Source organism: Actinoplanes sp. NPDC051343 (assembly GCF_044455125.1).
Lineage (GTDB): Bacteria > Actinomycetota > Actinomycetes > Mycobacteriales > Micromonosporaceae > Actinoplanes.
Genome location: NZ_JBITEL010000001.1, coordinates 935,536 through 951,492, shown reverse-complemented (window position 1 = coordinate 951,492; position 15,957 = coordinate 935,536). Strand labels below are relative to the sequence as shown.

At 71.7% G+C, this 15,957-nt stretch carries 11 protein-coding genes; 7 read left to right on the top strand and 4 right to left on the bottom strand.

Going from position 1 to position 15,957, the window contains the following annotated elements; translation table 11 throughout:
• Positions 1–37: 37 nt before the first annotated feature.
• The 3 genes from ACIA5C_RS04135 to ACIA5C_RS04125 all read left to right on the top strand — a co-directional run bounded on the left by ACIA5C_RS04135 (position 38) and on the right by ACIA5C_RS04125 (position 6,561).
• Positions 38–1,789 (top strand): bifunctional 3'-5' exonuclease/DNA polymerase, encoded by a 1,752-nt coding sequence (locus ACIA5C_RS04135; RefSeq protein ID WP_396051039.1) that lies wholly within the window; start codon positions 38–40, stop codon positions 1,787–1,789.
• 150 nt (positions 1,790–1,939) lie between these two features.
• A complete protein-coding gene (gene metH / locus ACIA5C_RS04130; RefSeq protein ID WP_396051037.1) occupies positions 1,940–5,533 on the top strand; it encodes a methionine synthase in 3,594 nt (1,197 codons plus the stop codon).
• A 74-nt stretch (positions 5,534–5,607) separates the two neighbouring features.
• Positions 5,608–6,561, top strand: coding sequence for a zinc-binding alcohol dehydrogenase family protein (locus ACIA5C_RS04125; protein WP_396051035.1), 954 nt, complete (start codon positions 5,608–5,610; stop codon positions 6,559–6,561).
• Between the two features lie 37 nt (positions 6,562–6,598).
• On the opposite strand, the gene ACIA5C_RS04120 is transcribed toward ACIA5C_RS04125, so the two are convergent.
• The 4 genes from ACIA5C_RS04120 to ACIA5C_RS04105 all read right to left on the bottom strand — a co-directional run bounded on the left by ACIA5C_RS04120 (position 6,599) and on the right by ACIA5C_RS04105 (position 9,478).
• Positions 6,599–7,057, bottom strand: coding sequence for an NUDIX hydrolase (locus tag ACIA5C_RS04120; protein ID WP_396051033.1), 459 nt, complete (start codon positions 7,055–7,057; stop codon positions 6,599–6,601).
• A gap of 8 nt (positions 7,058–7,065) precedes the next feature.
• A complete protein-coding gene (locus tag ACIA5C_RS04115) occupies positions 7,066–7,989 on the bottom strand; it encodes a DUF5995 family protein (RefSeq protein ID WP_396051031.1) in 924 nt (307 codons plus the stop codon).
• A gap of 80 nt (positions 7,990–8,069) precedes the next feature.
• Positions 8,070–8,897: a metal-dependent hydrolase gene (locus ACIA5C_RS04110; protein ID WP_396051028.1), complete on the bottom strand. Its 828-nt coding sequence runs from the start codon at positions 8,895–8,897 to the stop codon at positions 8,070–8,072.
• 116 nt (positions 8,898–9,013) lie between these two features.
• Positions 9,014–9,478 carry a DUF1707 domain-containing protein gene (locus ACIA5C_RS04105; protein WP_396051025.1) on the bottom strand — a complete coding sequence of 155 codons (465 nt, stop codon included), beginning with the start codon at positions 9,476–9,478 and terminating at the stop codon, positions 9,014–9,016.
• Between the two features lie 219 nt (positions 9,479–9,697).
• On the opposite strand from ACIA5C_RS04105, the gene ACIA5C_RS04100 reads away from it, so the two are divergent.
• Genes ACIA5C_RS04100 through ACIA5C_RS04085 form a run of 4 tightly spaced genes read left to right on the top strand, consistent with a single transcriptional unit; the run spans position 9,698 to position 15,952 of the window.
• A complete protein-coding gene (locus tag ACIA5C_RS04100) occupies positions 9,698–10,909 on the top strand; it encodes a sensor histidine kinase (RefSeq protein ID WP_396051022.1) in 1,212 nt (403 codons plus the stop codon).
• Positions 10,906–11,580 carry a response regulator gene (locus ACIA5C_RS04095; protein WP_396051019.1) on the top strand — a complete coding sequence of 225 codons (675 nt, stop codon included), beginning with the start codon at positions 10,906–10,908 and terminating at the stop codon, positions 11,578–11,580. Before ACIA5C_RS04100 ends, ACIA5C_RS04095 begins: the two co-directional genes overlap by 4 nt.
• 41 nt (positions 11,581–11,621) lie before the next feature.
• Positions 11,622–14,816 (top strand): Hsp70 family protein, encoded by a 3,195-nt coding sequence (locus tag ACIA5C_RS04090; protein ID WP_396051016.1) that lies wholly within the window; start codon positions 11,622–11,624, stop codon positions 14,814–14,816.
• A gap of 35 nt (positions 14,817–14,851) precedes the next feature.
• Positions 14,852–15,952 carry an AraC family transcriptional regulator N-terminal domain-containing protein gene (locus tag ACIA5C_RS04085; protein WP_396051013.1) on the top strand — a complete coding sequence of 367 codons (1,101 nt, stop codon included), beginning with the start codon at positions 14,852–14,854 and terminating at the stop codon, positions 15,950–15,952.
• The last annotated feature ends 5 nt before the right edge of the window (positions 15,953–15,957 follow it).

Here is a 15,957-nt window from a genome sequence, read left to right as displayed (position 1 = left end):
CATGCCGGCCGGCGGCGCCGCGCCGTACCTCTGGAGCATGCGCGAGGCTCTCGCCGTGGCCCCGGTGCAGGCGAGGGCGCGGCGACCGGCGGAAAGTGTCGTACCCGGGCGGGAGAATGGCCGGGTGCTGGTGGCGGTGGTTTCCGATGGTCGGCTGCAGGATCTGCGGGCCGACGGCACGCCGCTGGGCCCGCCCGTCGTGGCCGGGGACCTTGCGGCGGCGATCGCCGTGCGCGAGCGGGAAGATCAGCCCCGGTGGGTCTGGGCGTCGACCGCCGATCTTTATCCGGCGCTGCTGCGGGCCGGCGTGCGGGTGGCCCGCTGCCATGACCTCGAGCTGACCGAGTCGCTGCTGCTCGGCCACGCCGGACGCTGGGGTGAGCCGCGGGCGCTGGCTGCCGCGCGGGCCCGGCTGCACGGGCTGCCGGTGCCGCCCGATCCGCCTCCGCGGGTCGCCGAGCCGCCCGGGTTCGCTCAGGGTGCGCTGTTCGAGACGACCGGGCCGCCGCCGGCCGCGGCCGGGGGGTTCGACGTGCTTGCCGCGGTGTGCGAGGTCTATGGCGATCAGCAGCGGCGCATCGGTGGGACCGAGCATCCGGGGCGGTTCCGGCTGCTCGTTGCGGCCGAGTCGGCGGGTGGGCTGCTCGGGGCCGAGATGGGGCACGCCGGGTTGCCGTGGCGGGCCGACATCCACGACGAGTTGCTGCGTGAGCTGCTCGGGGCGCCGCAGCCGGTCGGGCCGCCGCGGCGGCTGGCCGAGCTGACCGCCGAGATCAACGAGGCGTTCGGGGTGCGCGGGCTGCATCCCGACTCGCCGCACGAGGTGGTGCGGGCGTTCGCGCGGGCCGGGGTCGACGTGCCCAACACGCGGGCCTGGGTGCTGCGTAAGGTCGACCATCCGGCGGTGCGGCCCCTGCTCGAATACAAGGAGCTCTACCGCATCTGGACCGCGCACGGCTGGACCTGGCTCGACGCCTGGGTGAGCGACGGGCGGTTCCGGGCCGAATACGTGCCGGGTGGCGTGGTCTCCGGCCGCTGGGCGACCCGTGGCGGCGGCGCCCTGCAGGTGCCCAAGGTGGTGCGCCGGGCGGTGATCGCCGACCCGGGGTGGCGGTTCGTGGTCGCCGACGCCGGGCAACTCGAGCCGCGCGTGCTGGCTGCGGTCTCCGGTGACGCCCGGTTCGCGGCCGCGGGGGCGGCCGGTGATCTCTATGCCGCGCTGGCTGCCGACTCGTTCGACGGTGACCGGGCCAAGGCCAAGGTGGCGCTGATCGGCGCGATGTACGGCCAGACCGGCGGCAACGCCATCCCGGCCCTGGCGGTGTTGCGGCAGCGCTACCCGATCGCGTTCGACTACGTCGAGGCGGCCGCCCGCACCGGCGAGGCCGGGGGACTGGTCCGGTCCTGGCTGGGGCGCACCTGCCCGCCGGCCGGCCGGGGCGGTCAGGAGGCCGGGCTCGACCCGCCCGACGCCGAGCCGGCTCTCGACGGGGCCAGCGGGCGCGCCCGCGGCCGGTTCACCCGCAACTTCGTCGTGCAGGCGACCGCCGCCGAGTGGGCGCTCGTGTTGCTCGCCACACTCCGCACCGCGCTCGCCGGCACGGCCGCCGAAATGGTGCTTTTCGTCCATGACGAGGTGGTCGTGCACTGCCCGGCCGAGATCGCCGACGACGTGGTATCCGCAGTTCAGGCGAGTGCCGAGCAGGCCAAACGGCTGGTGTTCGGCGACACTGAGGTGCGATTCCCGCTGGAGGTCTCAGTGGTTGGGGCTTACTCCGATGCGAAATGAAAATCGGGTATCTTTAGCAGCCCGGACGAGAGGCGCTGCAACGGGGGCCCGCCCCCGCCACGCTCGTCCCCTCTTTCCGCGCTTCTGGTTGTGGCAAGAGATGCAATACCCGACCAAGGGCGCCTCCGTTGTTACCCGGAGGTGGTCGGTGTGAAAAGAAGTCTGACAACTACTGAGCTGCGGCATCTGCTGAGCGAGCGGATCCTGGTGCTCGACGGCGCCTGGGGCACGATGCTCCAGGCGGCGAAGCTGAAGCCCGACGATTACCAGGCCGGCGGTGTGGTCCCGGCCGATCATCCGAAGGATGTCACCGGCGACCCGGATCTGCTCAACCTGACCCGGCCCGATCTGATCCTCGACGTCCACCGGCAGTACCTGGCCGCCGGCGCCGACATCACGACGACCAACACGTTCACCGCGACCAGCATCGGCCAGGCCGACTACGGCCTCGAGTCGCTGGTGCGCGAGATGAACCTGCAGGGCGCCCGGCTGGCCCGGCAGGCGGCCGACGAGGCCCCCGGCCGCCGGTTCGTCGCCGGTTCGGTCGGCCCGCTCAACGTGACCCTCTCGCTGTCGCCCAAGGTCGACGACCCGGCTTTCCGCGCCGTCACCTTCGACCAGGTCAAGGCCTCTTATGCCGAGCAGATCGGGGCGCTGGCCGAGGGCGGCGTCGACCTGCTGCTGATCGAGACGATCTTCGACACGCTCAACGCGAAGGCGGCCATCGCGGCGGCCCGTGAGGTGGCGCCCGACCTGCCGCTCTGGATCTCGGTCACGATCGTCGACCTCTCCGGGCGCACCCTCTCCGGCCAGACCGTCGAGGCGTTCTGGCGTTCGATCGAGCGGGCCCAGCCCCTGATCGTCGGGGTCAACTGCGCGCTCGGCGCGACCGAGGCCCGGCCCCACGTGGCCGAGCTGGCCCGCATCTCGAACACCTTCGTCGCGGCCCACCCCAACGCGGGCCTGCCCAACGCGTTCGGCGGCTATGACGAGACCCCGGTGCAGACCGCCGAGTTGATCGGCGAGTTCGCCGGGGCCGGCCTGGTCAACATCGTCGGTGGGTGCTGCGGCACCACCCCGGCGCATATCGGGAAAATCGCCGAGGCGGTGCAGGGCGTTCAGCCGCGCGTGATGGAGAACAAGGCGGAAACCACTCGGTTCAGCGGCCTGGAGCCCTTCGCGATCGGCCCCGACACCGGCTTCGTCATGATCGGCGAGCGCACCAACGTCACCGGCTCGGCCCGGTTCCGCCGGTTGATCGAGGCCGACAACTACCAGGGTGCCGTCGACGTGGCCCTCGAACAGGTGCGCGGAGGCGCCAACCTGCTCGACGTGAACATGGACGCCGACCTGCTCGACAGCGAGCAGGCGATGACCACCTTCCTCAACCTCATCGCCACCGAGCCCGAGGTCGCCCGCATCCCGGTGATGATCGACAGCTCGAAGTGGACGGTCCTCGAGGCCGGCCTCAAGTGCGTGCAGGGCAAGGGCGTGGTCAACTCGATCAGCCTCAAGGAGGGCGAGGAGTCCTTCCTCAAGCAGGCGCAGCAGATCCGCAACTTCGGCGCCGGCGTGGTCGTGATGGCCTTCGACGAGAAGGGCCAGGCCGACACCCGCGACCGCAAGGTCGCGATCTGCGGTCGCGCCTACGACCTGCTGGTCAACGAGGCCGGCTTCGCCCCCGACGACATCATCTTCGACCCGAACGTGCTGGCCGTCGCGACCGGCATCAGCGAGCACAACGGCTACGCGAAGGCGTTCATCGAGGCGCTGCCGCTGATCAAGGAGCGTTGCCCGGGCGCGCGCACCAGCGGCGGCATCTCCAACCTGTCGTTCTCGTTCCGCGGCAACGACGTGGTGCGCGAGGCGATGCACTCGGCGTTCCTGTTCCACGCGGTCCAGGCCGGCCTCGACATGGGCATCGTCAACGCCGGTCAGCTCACGGTCTACCAGGACATCCCGGCCGACCTGCTCGAGCTGGTCGAGGACGTGCTGTTCGACCGGCGCCCGGACGCGACCGACCGGCTCGTCGAGTTCGCCGCCACGGTCAAGGGGGAGGGCAAGCAGCGTACGGTCGATCTGTCCTGGCGCGAGGCGCCGGTGGCCGAAAGGTTGTCGCATGCTCTGATCCACGGGATCGTGGACTTCATCGAGGACGACACCGAGGAGGCGCGGCAGCTGCTGCCCCGGCCGCTCGACGTGATCGAGGGCCCGCTGATGGACGGCATGAAGATCGTCGGCGATCTGTTCGGCTCCGGCAAGATGTTCCTGCCCCAGGTGGTCAAGAGCGCCCGGGTCATGAAGCGCTCGGTCGCCTACCTCGAGCCCTACATGGAGAAGGAGAAGGCGGGCGGCCGCGGGCAGGGCAGGGTCGTGCTGGCCACGGTCAAGGGCGACGTGCACGACATCGGCAAGAACATCGTCGGCGTGGTGCTCGGCTGCAACAACTACGAGGTGATCGACCTCGGCGTGATGGTGCCCGCCGCCAAGATCCTGCAGACCGCGATCGACGAGCAGGCCGACTTCATCGGGCTCTCCGGGCTGATCACGCCGTCGCTCGACGAGATGGTCGCGGTCGGTGCCGAGATGCAGCGGCGCGGCCTCGACCTGCCCCTGCTGATCGGTGGGGCGACCACGTCGCGGCAGCACACCGCGGTGCGCATCGCCCCGGCGTACGCGGGCTCGACCGTGCACGTCCTGGACGCGTCGCGCGTGGTCGGCGTGGTGAGCAGCCTGCTCGACCCGAAGCGGGCCGCGGTGCTCGACGAGGAAAATCGCGCCGAGCAGGAGCGGCTTCGCGAGCAGCACGCCAACCGGCGGGCTCAGCCGATGCTCACCCTTCAGGCGGCGCGGGCCAACCGCGAGGCGGTCGACTTCAGCGACCTGCCCACTCCGGCTTTCACGGGCGTACGCGAGGTGCAGCCCTCGATCGCCGGGCTCCGCGACATGATCGACTGGCAGTTCCTGTTCCTGGCCTGGGAGCTGAAGGGCAAGTTCCCGGCAATCCTCGACCAGCCGGTCGCCCGCGAGCTCTACGACGACGCCAACGTGCTGCTCGACAAGATCATCGCGGATGGTTCGTTCAAGGCCCGCGGCCTGTACGGCTTCTGGGGCGCACACAGCGAGGGCGACGACATCGTGCTCGACAACGGCGTCAAGTTCCCGATGCTGCGCCAGCAGACCGAGAAGCCTTCCGGCCGGGCCAACCGGTGCCTGGCCGACTACGTGGCGCCGAGCGGTGATCATCTGGGCGGTTTCGCGGTGGCCATCCACGGCGCCGACGAGCTGGCTCGCAAATACGAGGCCGAGCACGACGACTACCGCGCGATCATGGTGAAGGCGCTGGCCGACCGGCTGGCCGAGGCGTTCGCCGAATACCTGCACCTGCAGGCCCGCCGCGAGTGGTTCGAGCCCGGCTCCAAGCCCAAGCTGGAAGACCTGCACGCCGAGCGGTTCCGGGGCATCCGGCCCGCCCTGGGCTACCCGGCGAGCCCCGATCACAGCGAGAAGAAGGAGCTTTTCAAGCTGCTCGGGAGCGACACGATCGGGGTGGGGCTCACCGAGTCGTACGCGATGACGCCGGCCGCCGCGGTCAGCGGCCTGATCTTCCAGCACCCGTCGTCGCGCTACTTCACCGTCGGCCGCCTGGCCAAGGACCAGATCATCGACTACGCGGCCCGGCGCAACATGTCGGTCGAAGAGGTCGAGCGCTGGCTGCGGCCCAACCTGGCGTACGAGATCTGAGCGGCGACGCCTTGTAAAAGTACGTGGCGCGAACTAATTTAGTTCGTGTCACGTACCTTTACCTTGGAGCGAAGATGGAAACTCTCGCCGCAGTCGTCCGCTCGTTCGACCACCCGCCGCGCTACGAAGCCTTCGACCTGCCATCGCCGTGCGGCGACGACGAGGTCTTACTCGACGTGCTCGCGGTCGGGTTGCACCCGCGGGTCCGCACCGGTGCGTCCGGCAAGCACTACACGAGCACCGGCAAGCTCCCGATGGTCCCGGGCGTCGACGGCGTCGGCCGGCTGCCCGACGGCAAGCTGGTCTACTTCGTCGCCGACGACGAGCTGACCGGCCCGATGGCCACCCGGACCGTGATCGACGCCCGCCGCTGCCTCCCGCTGCCCGACGGCGTCGATGTGGTCAAGGTCGCCGCCGCGATGAACCCGGCGATGTCGTCCTGGGTCGCGCTGCGCCGCCGCGTGCCGATCAAGCCCGGCCAGTCCGTACTCGTCCTCGGCGCGACCGGCAACGCCGGCCGGATGGCGATCCAGGTCGCCAAGCGGCTCGGCGCCGGACGGGTCGTCGGCGCCGGCCGCGATGAACGCCGCCTCGCGCTGCTGCCCGGTCTGGGCGCCACCGCCGTCGGCCTCGACGATTCGTCTCTCGCCACCGAGGCGGCCGAGGTCGACCTGGTCATCGACTATCTGTGGGGCAAACCCGCCGCGTCCGCGATCATGGCGCTGCTGACCGCCCGGTCCGACCGCAGCCGCGAGCTCAACTGGATCCAGATCGGCTCGATGGCCGGCCCGACGATCGAGCTGCCGTCGGTCGGCCTCCGCTCGGCCAACTTCCGCCTCCAGGGCAACGGCCAGGGAGCCGTCTCCACCCGCGCCTACCTCGAGGAGCTCCCGTCGCTGGTCGACGAGATCAACCGTGGCGGTCTCGAGGTGACCGCCCGGGCCGTACCGCTGGCCGACGTCGAATCGGTCTGGACCGCTCCCGACGAACCCGGTGTGCGCACGGTGCTCGTCACCGAGGCGGCCTGACCGATGGCCTGCCGGGCGCTGAACGGCCGAGCCGCTCCTACGCGGCTAACATCCGGCCCACAACCGGCCCGATATCGGGCGGGTGAAGCCCCTCGAGCTGATCAGCCTCAGCCCACAGCAGCTCATAGCTGTTGTCCGGCCCGTTCTCGGCCGCCTCCGGCCCCGACATCACCGGCACGCCGGAAACGTCGTCCATCAGGAAGTAGAACGCCGGTCGCCCGTTGTGCCGCCCGGTCCACACCAGCCGCCCAGCCGTACCCCGAAGCCCCGTCTCCTCGGCAAGCTCCCGCTCGGCCGCTCCCGCGGCACTCTCGCCGTTCTCGACGTGCCCGCCCGGCAACACCGCGTACCGATGCCCCGCACAGGATGGGCCCGCCACCCCGGCGTCCTCGCACATGACGCACTCAGCGGCCGACCGTTGCCGCAGGTATCGCCTGATCACCAACACCCGGGACCCGGAAATGACAACCGCAACCGCCCGTGGAATCGCCGGCACCGTTCCGCTCAGTCCAGGATCTTCTGAAGGAAACGCCGGCCACCGACCACAACGTGCCCCGCATCGGTGACGAACCGATCGCCGAAAAGGAGCCACTCCCCGACCAGAGAAGCGGCCCGATCCATCAAATGGCACGCCGCCCGGAAATCCTCGAGATCATCCCGGAGAGGCCACAACCGCCGAGCCTGCTCCCACGCCTGCGCCCGGGTGACCTTGACCAGAATCCGCTGACTCCAGTCGTCCAACGGCCCGACAAGCCTGTCGATATCCATCTGCCAGTCGTCCGAGAACCCTCGGCGCAACGGCTGGATCTCCTCGTAGAAGATCTTGTTGACCAGCTCGTAGTCCGGGTAGATCTTGTCGTCCGGCGGCGGTCCGAGCTGCTCCCACGTCGAGATCAGCGCCAGCGACAGGTCATGGTTGATGTGCGCGTTGACGCCGAGCACAGCGGCTATCAGTTCGCTCATCTGGGTGTCGCCGGCCCGCCGGAACAGCACCTCCCAGACGTCCGGCGTCTCCGCCTGGTCGCGGTTCCACAGGTCGAGGGCGAGGAAGTAACGCTTGGCGAATTCGACGTCGAGGCGTTCCAGGAATTCCGGCCATTGGGCCGTCGTCTGCAGCGCCGTGTCGACCCGCCGGGTGATCGTCAGATAGAGCTTGTTGAAAGCGGCGACGCGGTTGTTGGCGGGGCTCGGCGGCAGCTGGTCGAGGATCGCCTGCACGACGACCTGGATGGCGAGCACGTCCGCGATGCCCTTGGGCGGATTGACCAGGGCGTCGTGCATCGCCGCCTGCAGCGGGGCCCAGCCGCGCACCAGGGGCGCAGCCGGGCCGGTGAGCCGATTCCGCTTTTCGCGCAGGGTTTCGGCGCTGGTGCGGGCGAGCTCCCGGTCGAACGGGGTGGGTTCGCCGTGGTTGAGCGAGGTGGTCATCGGGCCAGCCTCGACGATGAGCGACCCGGACACCATCGCCCTGTCGGCAAAATGTCGCAGGATCTACCACACAGTGGTCCCTAGTGGTCACTCCCGGCGAACGTCGACGGCGCGAACCGATGCAGGGCCCACGGTGCGATCAGTCCCGCGATGGCGAGCAGGGAGATGATGGTGAACGCCGTACGCAGCACCAACACCTCGACCTTGCCGCCGACCTTGACCGCTATGGCGTTCGGGATGCCGATCATGCGCCACATCCGGCGTCCGGTCGGAATCGGCCACGCGATGGGTACGCCGGCACTGGTGACGATGTCGCCCATCAGATGAACGAAACAGCCCACTCCGGCCGCGAATCCGAGCATCGGATAGCCGCGGTCACCGGGCAGGTTGGCCGCCGTGAACCAGGCGATGCCGCCCGAGGCGAGGGCGACGATGACCCATCCGGCCCGTTCGGCCCACTCCTCGAACAGGCCGCGCAGCGCCATGCCGGCCATCAGGAAGACGATCGCGACGACCGCCCACTTGCCGAAGTGCGCGGCCAGCGCCGTGGTTCCCCAGCCGACCAGCGCGGCGAACGGAAGGGTGTGGGTGAACGTACGGTGACCGTTGTTGCGCCGCGGGTCCTTCGAGAGCCGGGTCGCCGTGTAGACGCCGAGGCTGAACTTCTCGATCACCTCGGCCACGAACAGCGAGAACACGCCGAACGTGTGGGCCACGGTGGCGCCGCCCTGGTTGGTGGTCACCCGGCCGGACAGGTCGAGGTCGGGTAAGAGGGCGCCCCCGGCGCAAACCAGGGCACCGACCGAGATCGCCAGCGGCGACTGGTGGTATCCGGCGTACTGATCGAGCGCCCAGCTTCCGGCGAGCCATGCGGCCGCTCCGGACAGGGCGTGCGACGGACCCATCATGTGTAGTTGACCCTCCCCGCGCCCCGTTCCGACGTGACCGGGGGCAAACCCGGTCACTGTGACAGAGCGGGGGGAGTCGATCAACGACCGACACGTCCATTAAGGAATGTCGTAGATCACCGGTGGCCGGGCGCGTTCCAGGGTGCGAGCCGCTCGGCGTACGGGTGTCCGAAGCCGCGCCGGCGCATGCCGGCGTGCCGGGCCAGACCCATGACCAGGAAGAAGAGCGGGATCGCGGGCCAGAAGAAGACCGCGTGGGAGAGTGCCCAGATGCCGGTCAGCACCAGGCCCACGAAGACCACGAATCCGGCGTGGCGGCTGAGGTGGCGGCGTGTCGCCTGACGTGCCTCCGGCGTGTCGGCCAGGGCACGCCGGCCACCGTCGGGGAGATCGGCCGTCAGCGGCCTCAGGTCGTCGCGATATTTTGCCGCGTACGCCGCGGCCAGCCGCTCCTCGCCCTCCTCGAGGTTGAGCCGGCCCTCGGCCATGGCCGCACGCAGGATCTCGGCGATCTTCTCGCGCTCCTGGTCGGAGGTGCGGATCCGGCCGTTCGGGACGCTCCAGTTGTTCTCGGGGTTCACCGTGTCCTCCTTGGTGGCGTTGTGAACCCAGAGTCGCCCGATCGGCCGCGCCGGACGTCGGCTCCCGGGAGCATCTTCCGGGCGTCAATTGGCCCGGCGGCCACCGTCCGGGTACTCCCGTGGGAGCAGTGCGGGCTCACCGCGTACGCCCGTGGGCGTAGGAGATGCCCCTGCCGCGAGCCGATGCCGTGGCACCGCAAGGTGCCGTAGTTTTCCCCTGTGACCGAGAAACCGCACCGCCGAATGCCCCGCGAGGGCTTTCAGCGGCGTGGCGGCCCACCGCATCGTTTCCCGCCCGGCGCGGCGGTCCTGGCCGCGGTCATCCAGATCTGGTCGGCGCGTGAGGCAGCCAGGCACGGCCTGGTGTTCCGCCCGATGGACAACCTCTCCTACGCGCTACTGCTGGCCGGTCCGTTCGTGCTGCTCTGGCGGCGCAAGGCGCCCGAGGTCGTGTTCGTGCTGGCCGCCGCCGCGTCGATCGGCTTCGTGACGTTCGCCGAGCCCAAGTGGTCCTACGCGGTGGCCCCGGCGATGGCCCTGTTCAATCTCACCCGCCGCGGCCGCCGCTGGTTCCCGGTCATCGGCGCGGCCGTCGCCTACCTCGCCTACCTTCTGGTCACCGTGGTCTTCGCGAGTCGCCTCGGCCTCGATCCGCGCACCCGGCCCGATCTCGGCGACTCGATCGTGCTGGCGATCTGGCTGTTCGTGCTCATGCTGCTCGGCGGCGCTGCCAAGATCCGCTCCGAGCAGATGGCCGAGGTCATGAAGGTGCGGGCCGAGAAGGCCCGCGCCCGCGAAGAGCAGGAGAAACGGCAGGCCTCCGAGGAGCGGCTGCGGATCGCGCGCGAGTTGCACGACGTGCTCGGCCACCACCTGTCGCTGATCAACGTGCAGGCCGGGGTCGGGCTGCACCTGATGGACAACCAGCCCGAGCAGGCCCGCGAGGCGTTGAGCGCGATCAAGACGGCCAGTTCGGAGGCGCTGCGCGAGGTGCGGGCGGTGCTGGGCGTCCTGCGCACGGAGGACGAGGCCGCGCCCCGGCAGCCGGCGCTCGGCATCAGCCGGCTCGGCGACCTGACCGCCGACGCCGGATTGCCGGTCACCACCACGGTCAGCGGTGAGGGGCGCGAGTTGCCGGCCGAGGTCGACCGCGCGGCATACCGCATCGTGCAGGAGGCGCTGACCAACGTGCGCAAGCACGCCGGTCCGGAGGCGTCGGCGACGATCGCGGTCGACTACCTACCGACCGCCCTGCACCTGGCGATCCGCAACGAGGGTGGCCTGGCTCCCGAGGGGTTGGAGCCGTCCGAGGGCACCGGCATCGCCGGCATGCGGGAACGCGCCCAGACCCTCGGGGGAAGCCTCGAAGCCGGCCCGGTCGACGGCGGCTATCTGGTGTCGGTGCTTCTACCAACGGAGGACAAACAGTGATCTCGGTGCTGCTCGCCGACGACCAGGCGCTGGTCCGGGCCGGATTCCGGGCGCTGCTCAACGCCGAGGCCGACATTCGCGTGGTGGCCGAGGCGTCGGACGGCGTCGAGGCGGTGCGGCAGGCCCAGCTGACCAGGCCCGACGTCGTGCTGATGGACATCCGCATGCCCGGCGTCGACGGCCTCGAGGCGACCCGGCGCATCGCCGCCGACCCGGCGCTCTCCGAGACCCGGGTGATCATCCTGACCACGTTCGAACTCGACGAGTACGTATTCGAGGCACTCCGCACCGGCGCGTCCGGGTTCCTGGTCAAGGACACCGAACCGGTCGAACTGCTGCGGGGCATCCGGGCCGTCGCCGCCGGCGACGCCCTGCTCTCACCGAGCGTCACCCGCCGGGTGATCGCCGAGTTCGCCGGGGCGGGCGGCCCGGGGCGACAGGCCGCGCCGCCGGCCCACGTCGACCAGCTCACCGACCGCGAACGCGAAGTGCTGGTGCTGGTCGCCGAGGGCCTCTCCAACGACGAGATCGCGGGCCGCCTGGTGATCAGCCCGGCCACCGCGAAGACCCACGTCAGCCGCACCATGATCAAGATCGGCGCCCGCGACCGTGCCCAGCTGGTGGTCTACGCCTACGAGGCCGGTCTCATCCGCCCCGGCTGGCTGGGCTGACCGCCCGAAGGCACTCGCGGCGATCGCCTAGCATCAATCGGATGGGGGAGTACGGCCTCGGGATCGATCTCGGGAGCAGGTTCACGGCTGCCGCGATCACGGCCGGTGGCGCCGTGGAAGCGGTGCGTCTGGGTGGGCGGCGGACCGAGATTCCCACGGCGGTCTACCTCCGCCCCGACGGCACCGTCCTGATCGGCGAGGGCGCCCGGCGCAGGGGCGAGTCGGATCCGTCGCGGCTGGCCGTCGACCTGCTGACCCGGCTCGACGACCCGGCGCCGATCATGCTCGGCGACACCGAACTCAGCGGCCCGGCCCTGATGGCCCAATTCCTCGACCAGGTCATCGCGACCGCCTCCCGCGGCCGGTCCGGCCGGCTCGGCCGGGTCGTGCTCACCCACCCGGTCGGCTCCGACTCGGTCGACGCCCTGCGCCGGGCGGCCCAACTGGCCGGTCTCCCCGAGATCGCCCTGCACGACGAGGCGTCGGCGGCCGCCGCACGCTACCGGCCCGGCGACCTGGTCGCCGTCTACGACCTGGGCGCGACCTTCCGGGCAACGGTTCTGCGGCGCACCGACGAGGGCACCGAGATCCTCGCCACCGAGCGGGCCGGCGGCGTCGACTTCGACCGAATGGTCTACGAACAGATCCGGGCCCGCTTCGACATCACCGCGGCCGATGCGCCGGCCGACCTGGCCCGCCTGCGGCGCGAGTGCGCCGAGGCGGTCGAGAGCCTCTCGTTCGACACCGAAGCCGAGATCGCGGTCGACCTGCCGGGCGTACACACCCGCATCACCTACCGCCGGTCCGACCTCGAAAAACTCATCTCCCCGGCCTTGACCGAAACGGTCGCCGCCTTGCGGCGCGCTTTCGCGGCAGCTTCCGTACGCGCCGACGACGCCGACGCCGTAGTCCTGGCCGGCGGCTCCGCCCGCATCCCCCTGGTCGGCGCCCTGGTCTCGGCGGCGATCGGCCGCTCGGTCCCCCCAGGCGAACAGCCCGAGATGGCCGTCGCGATGGGCGCCGCCCGCCTGAGCCTGCCCGGCGCCGACCTGGCGGTCTCGGTCGCCTTCCCGGCCATCCTCCTCGGCACCCCACCCACGCCCCCGCCCCCCGGGGCGCCGCAGACACCGCCGCCCGTGGCCGCGCCTTCCTCGCCGGCCGAGCCCTTCCCGGCCGACCCCTCCACGCCGGCCGCGCCGCTGTCCCGAGCCGCACTTTCGTCCCGGGCCGAGCCGTCAGGGCCGACTGCGTCGCTGTTCCCGGCCGCGCCTTTGTCCCCGGCCGAGCTCTCCACGGCGATTGCGTCGTCGTCTACCGGCGCCCCTTCCTCCACGGCCGAGCTGTCGTCATCGACTGTTGTGTCGTCCCCGGCCGAGCTGTCTGCGCCGGTTGCGTCGTCCCCAGCCGAGCTGTCTGCGCCGGTTGCGTCGTCCCCGGCCGCGTCTTCGGCTGCGTCCTCGCCCCCGGCTGCGTCCTCGCCCCCGGCAGTCTCCACAGGGGAACCGTTGTCATCGGCCGTGTCGGCTACCCAGGCGGCGGCGCCCTCGACGGCGTCGTCATCGTCAGGCGCGTCGTTGACGTCGGGGAACTCCTCGGAGTCGGGTACCGCTCCTCTGTCGGCCGCTGCTGGTTCGTCGGGTGCTGCTGGTTCGTCGGGTGCCGTGGCTTCCGTGGGTGCCCCGGCCTCCCTGGGCGCTGCCGCTTCTCCGGGGGCCTTCTCGTCGGGCGGCGTCTCGCACTCCGCCGTGTCCCTGTTCGCGGTTGGTCCTGCGGGCTCCTCGCCGACGCCGGCCGCCCCGGTTGCGCCGTCCTTCCTGGCGGCCGGGCCGTTCCTGGCCGGCTCGTTCGACGAGACCGTTGCGGTGCGGCCGGCGGTTGACAGCGACCCCGACACCCAGGCCGTCGTGCGGAGGCGGCGCGGCCGGGTCTGGACCTACCGCTGGCCGATCGCCGTCGGGCTGGCCGGTCTTGCGGTTGCGGCCGCCGTCACCGTTGTCGCGCTGCGGCCGGGTGACGGGGCCCCGCCCGCCGGGCCGGCTGCCGAGCCGGCCACGCCGCCGGTGGCGTTGCTGTGGAAGGTTCCGACCGGTTCCGGGGGGACCGAGCCGCCCGCGGTCAGCGCCGACCGCATTGTGCTCTCGTCGGCGGACGGCAAGCTGCTCGGCTATCGCCGCGACAACGGCAGCCTCGCCTGGTCGGTGCCGGTCGGGGCCGGGGCGCGGGTCGCGGCCGGGATTCCCGGCCGCCGGGCGTACGCGGTGACGACCGGCGGTGCCGTGCTCGCCGTCGACACCGGAACCGGTGCGACGGTGTGGCGGCGTACGACGGGCACGACGTTCGACTCCCGGCCGGTCGTCGGGGCGGGCCGGGTTTACGCGGGTGGCCGGGACGGGGTGCTCTACGCGTACCTCCTGAGCGGAAGCCACACCCGCTGGCGGGTGTGGGCCGACGACCGTTTCAGCATGAGCCCGGCCCTGGTCGGTACGGTCGCGGTGGCCTTCGCGGCCGACGGCCGCCTCTACGGCACCGACCGTGATGGAACCCCGATGTGGAAGCCGTCGGTCGGCCCGGCCGGTGCCGGCCCGGTCGCCGCCGCCGGGGCCGCCTGCCTGCCGCTGAGGGACGGTTCGGTGCGCTGCGTGGACGCCGGCAACGGTTCGTTGCTGCCGCTGATCCGGGCCGACGGCGCCGCCGTGACGTCGATTGCCGGCGGTGGCGGGCTCGTCTTCGCGGCCGGTTCCGACGGTTCGGTCAGCGCGTGGGAGCCGATGTCGGGGCAGCAGCGCTGGGTCTACCGGCCGCCGGCCGGTTCCGCCGACGCGGGTCGGCTGCTGGTCCGGACCGGCGAGATCGACGTCGCCTACCCGGACGGCCGCCTCGCCGGGCTGGACGTTCGCACCGGCGCCCCGCGCTGGCAGTACACGATCCCGGAGGCGCCGTCCGCGGACCCGTCGGGCGACGACGGCGGTCTGTTCCTGCTCGGCGGGTCGGGCACCCTCTATGCGTTGCGGCCGCCCGGCATCGCGGCCGGGCTGGGCTCGTCGCCGACCGCGACCCCGCAGCCGACCGACCGGCCGCCGGTCGGCGGCGACGACCCGCCCGCCCATCACCGCGCCGACCCGTCGCTGTCGGAGTCCCCGTCGAGCGAACCGTCCTCTGACCCGCCGTCCTCCGAGCCGCCCGACTCGGACCCGCCGAAGTCGGACCCGCCCTCCGAAGGCGCGGACCCCGGCTGATTGCCCGATTCTGCTCGCCGGAGCAGAATCGGGTAGTGCGCCTGAACGAGCTCCGCGCCCTGATCGCCCGCCACGCCCGCCCCGATCTGAGCACCCCGATCGACGGTGTGCTGCTTTCCCGGGTCGACCGGCCGAGCAAGCCGGCCGTCTCGATGACCGGCACCGTGGTGGCGCTGGTCGCCCAGGGCGCGAAGCGGCTGGCGCTGGGTGACCGGGTTTACGACTACGGTGCCGGGCAGTACGTGGTGGCCTCGGTCGACATGCCGATCATCGGGCAGTTCACCGAGGCGCCCGCGCTGGGCTTCGGACTGGTGCTCAAGCCGGCCGCGGTCGCCGAGCTGCTCCTGCAGGACAGCGACCAGCTCCGCACCGGTCCGGCGGCCCCGGCGATCGCGGTCAGCGACGCCGGCGACGAACTGGTCGACGCCGTGGTGCGGCTGCTGCGCCTGCTCGACTCGCCGCGCGACCGCGACGTGCTGGCCCCGCTGGTCATCCGGGAGATCCTCTGGCGGGTCATCACCGGTGACCAGGGTGGCACGGTGCGCCAGCTGGGCCTGGCCGACAGTGGCCTGACCCAGATCGCCCGGGCGGTCCGCTGGATCCGGGAGAACTACGGGGAGCCGTTCCGCGTGCAGGACCTGGCCAGCGCCTCCGGCATGAGCGTCTCCGCCTTCCACCGCAACTTCCAGGCGGTCACGACGATGAGCCCGATCCGCTTCCAGAAGCAGATCCGCCTGCAGGAGGCCCGCCTGCTGCTGGCGTCCGGCCCGGCCGACGTGGCCGGGGTCGGCCACCGGGTCGGCTACGACAGCCCGTCGCAGTTCAGCCGGGAGTACCGCCGCCAGTTCGGCGCCCCACCGGGCCAGGACGCCGCCCGCCTCCGCGACGCCGCTCGCCTCGGCGACGCGGCCCGCCTCGGCGACGCGGCCCGCCTCGGCGACGCGGCCCGCCTCGGCGACGCGGCCCGCCTCGGCGACGCGGCCCGCCTCGGCGACGCTGCCCGCCTCGGCGACGCGGCCCGCCTCGGCGACGCGGCCCGCCTCGGCGACGCTGCCCGCCTCGGCGACGCTGCCCGCCTCGGCGACGCTGCCCGCCTCGGCGACGCGGCCCCGGCCGCGGTGCCGGCACTGCCCTGAACACC

Coding starts and splice junctions, on each gene's coding strand:
- ACIA5C_RS04135 (WP_396051039.1), top strand. CDS start 38: ATGCGCGAGGCTCTCGCCGTGGCCCCGGTGCAGGCGAGGGCGCGGCGA.
- ACIA5C_RS04125 (WP_396051035.1), top strand. CDS start 5,608: ATGGAAACTCTCGCCGCAGTCGTCCGCTCGTTCGACCACCCGCCGCGC.
- ACIA5C_RS04115 (WP_396051031.1), bottom strand. CDS start 7,989: ATGACCACCTCGCTCAACCACGGCGAACCCACCCCGTTCGACCGGGAG.
- ACIA5C_RS04110 (WP_396051028.1), bottom strand. CDS start 8,897: ATGATGGGTCCGTCGCACGCCCTGTCCGGAGCGGCCGCATGGCTCGCC.
- ACIA5C_RS04090 (WP_396051016.1), top strand. CDS start 11,622: ATGGGGGAGTACGGCCTCGGGATCGATCTCGGGAGCAGGTTCACGGCT.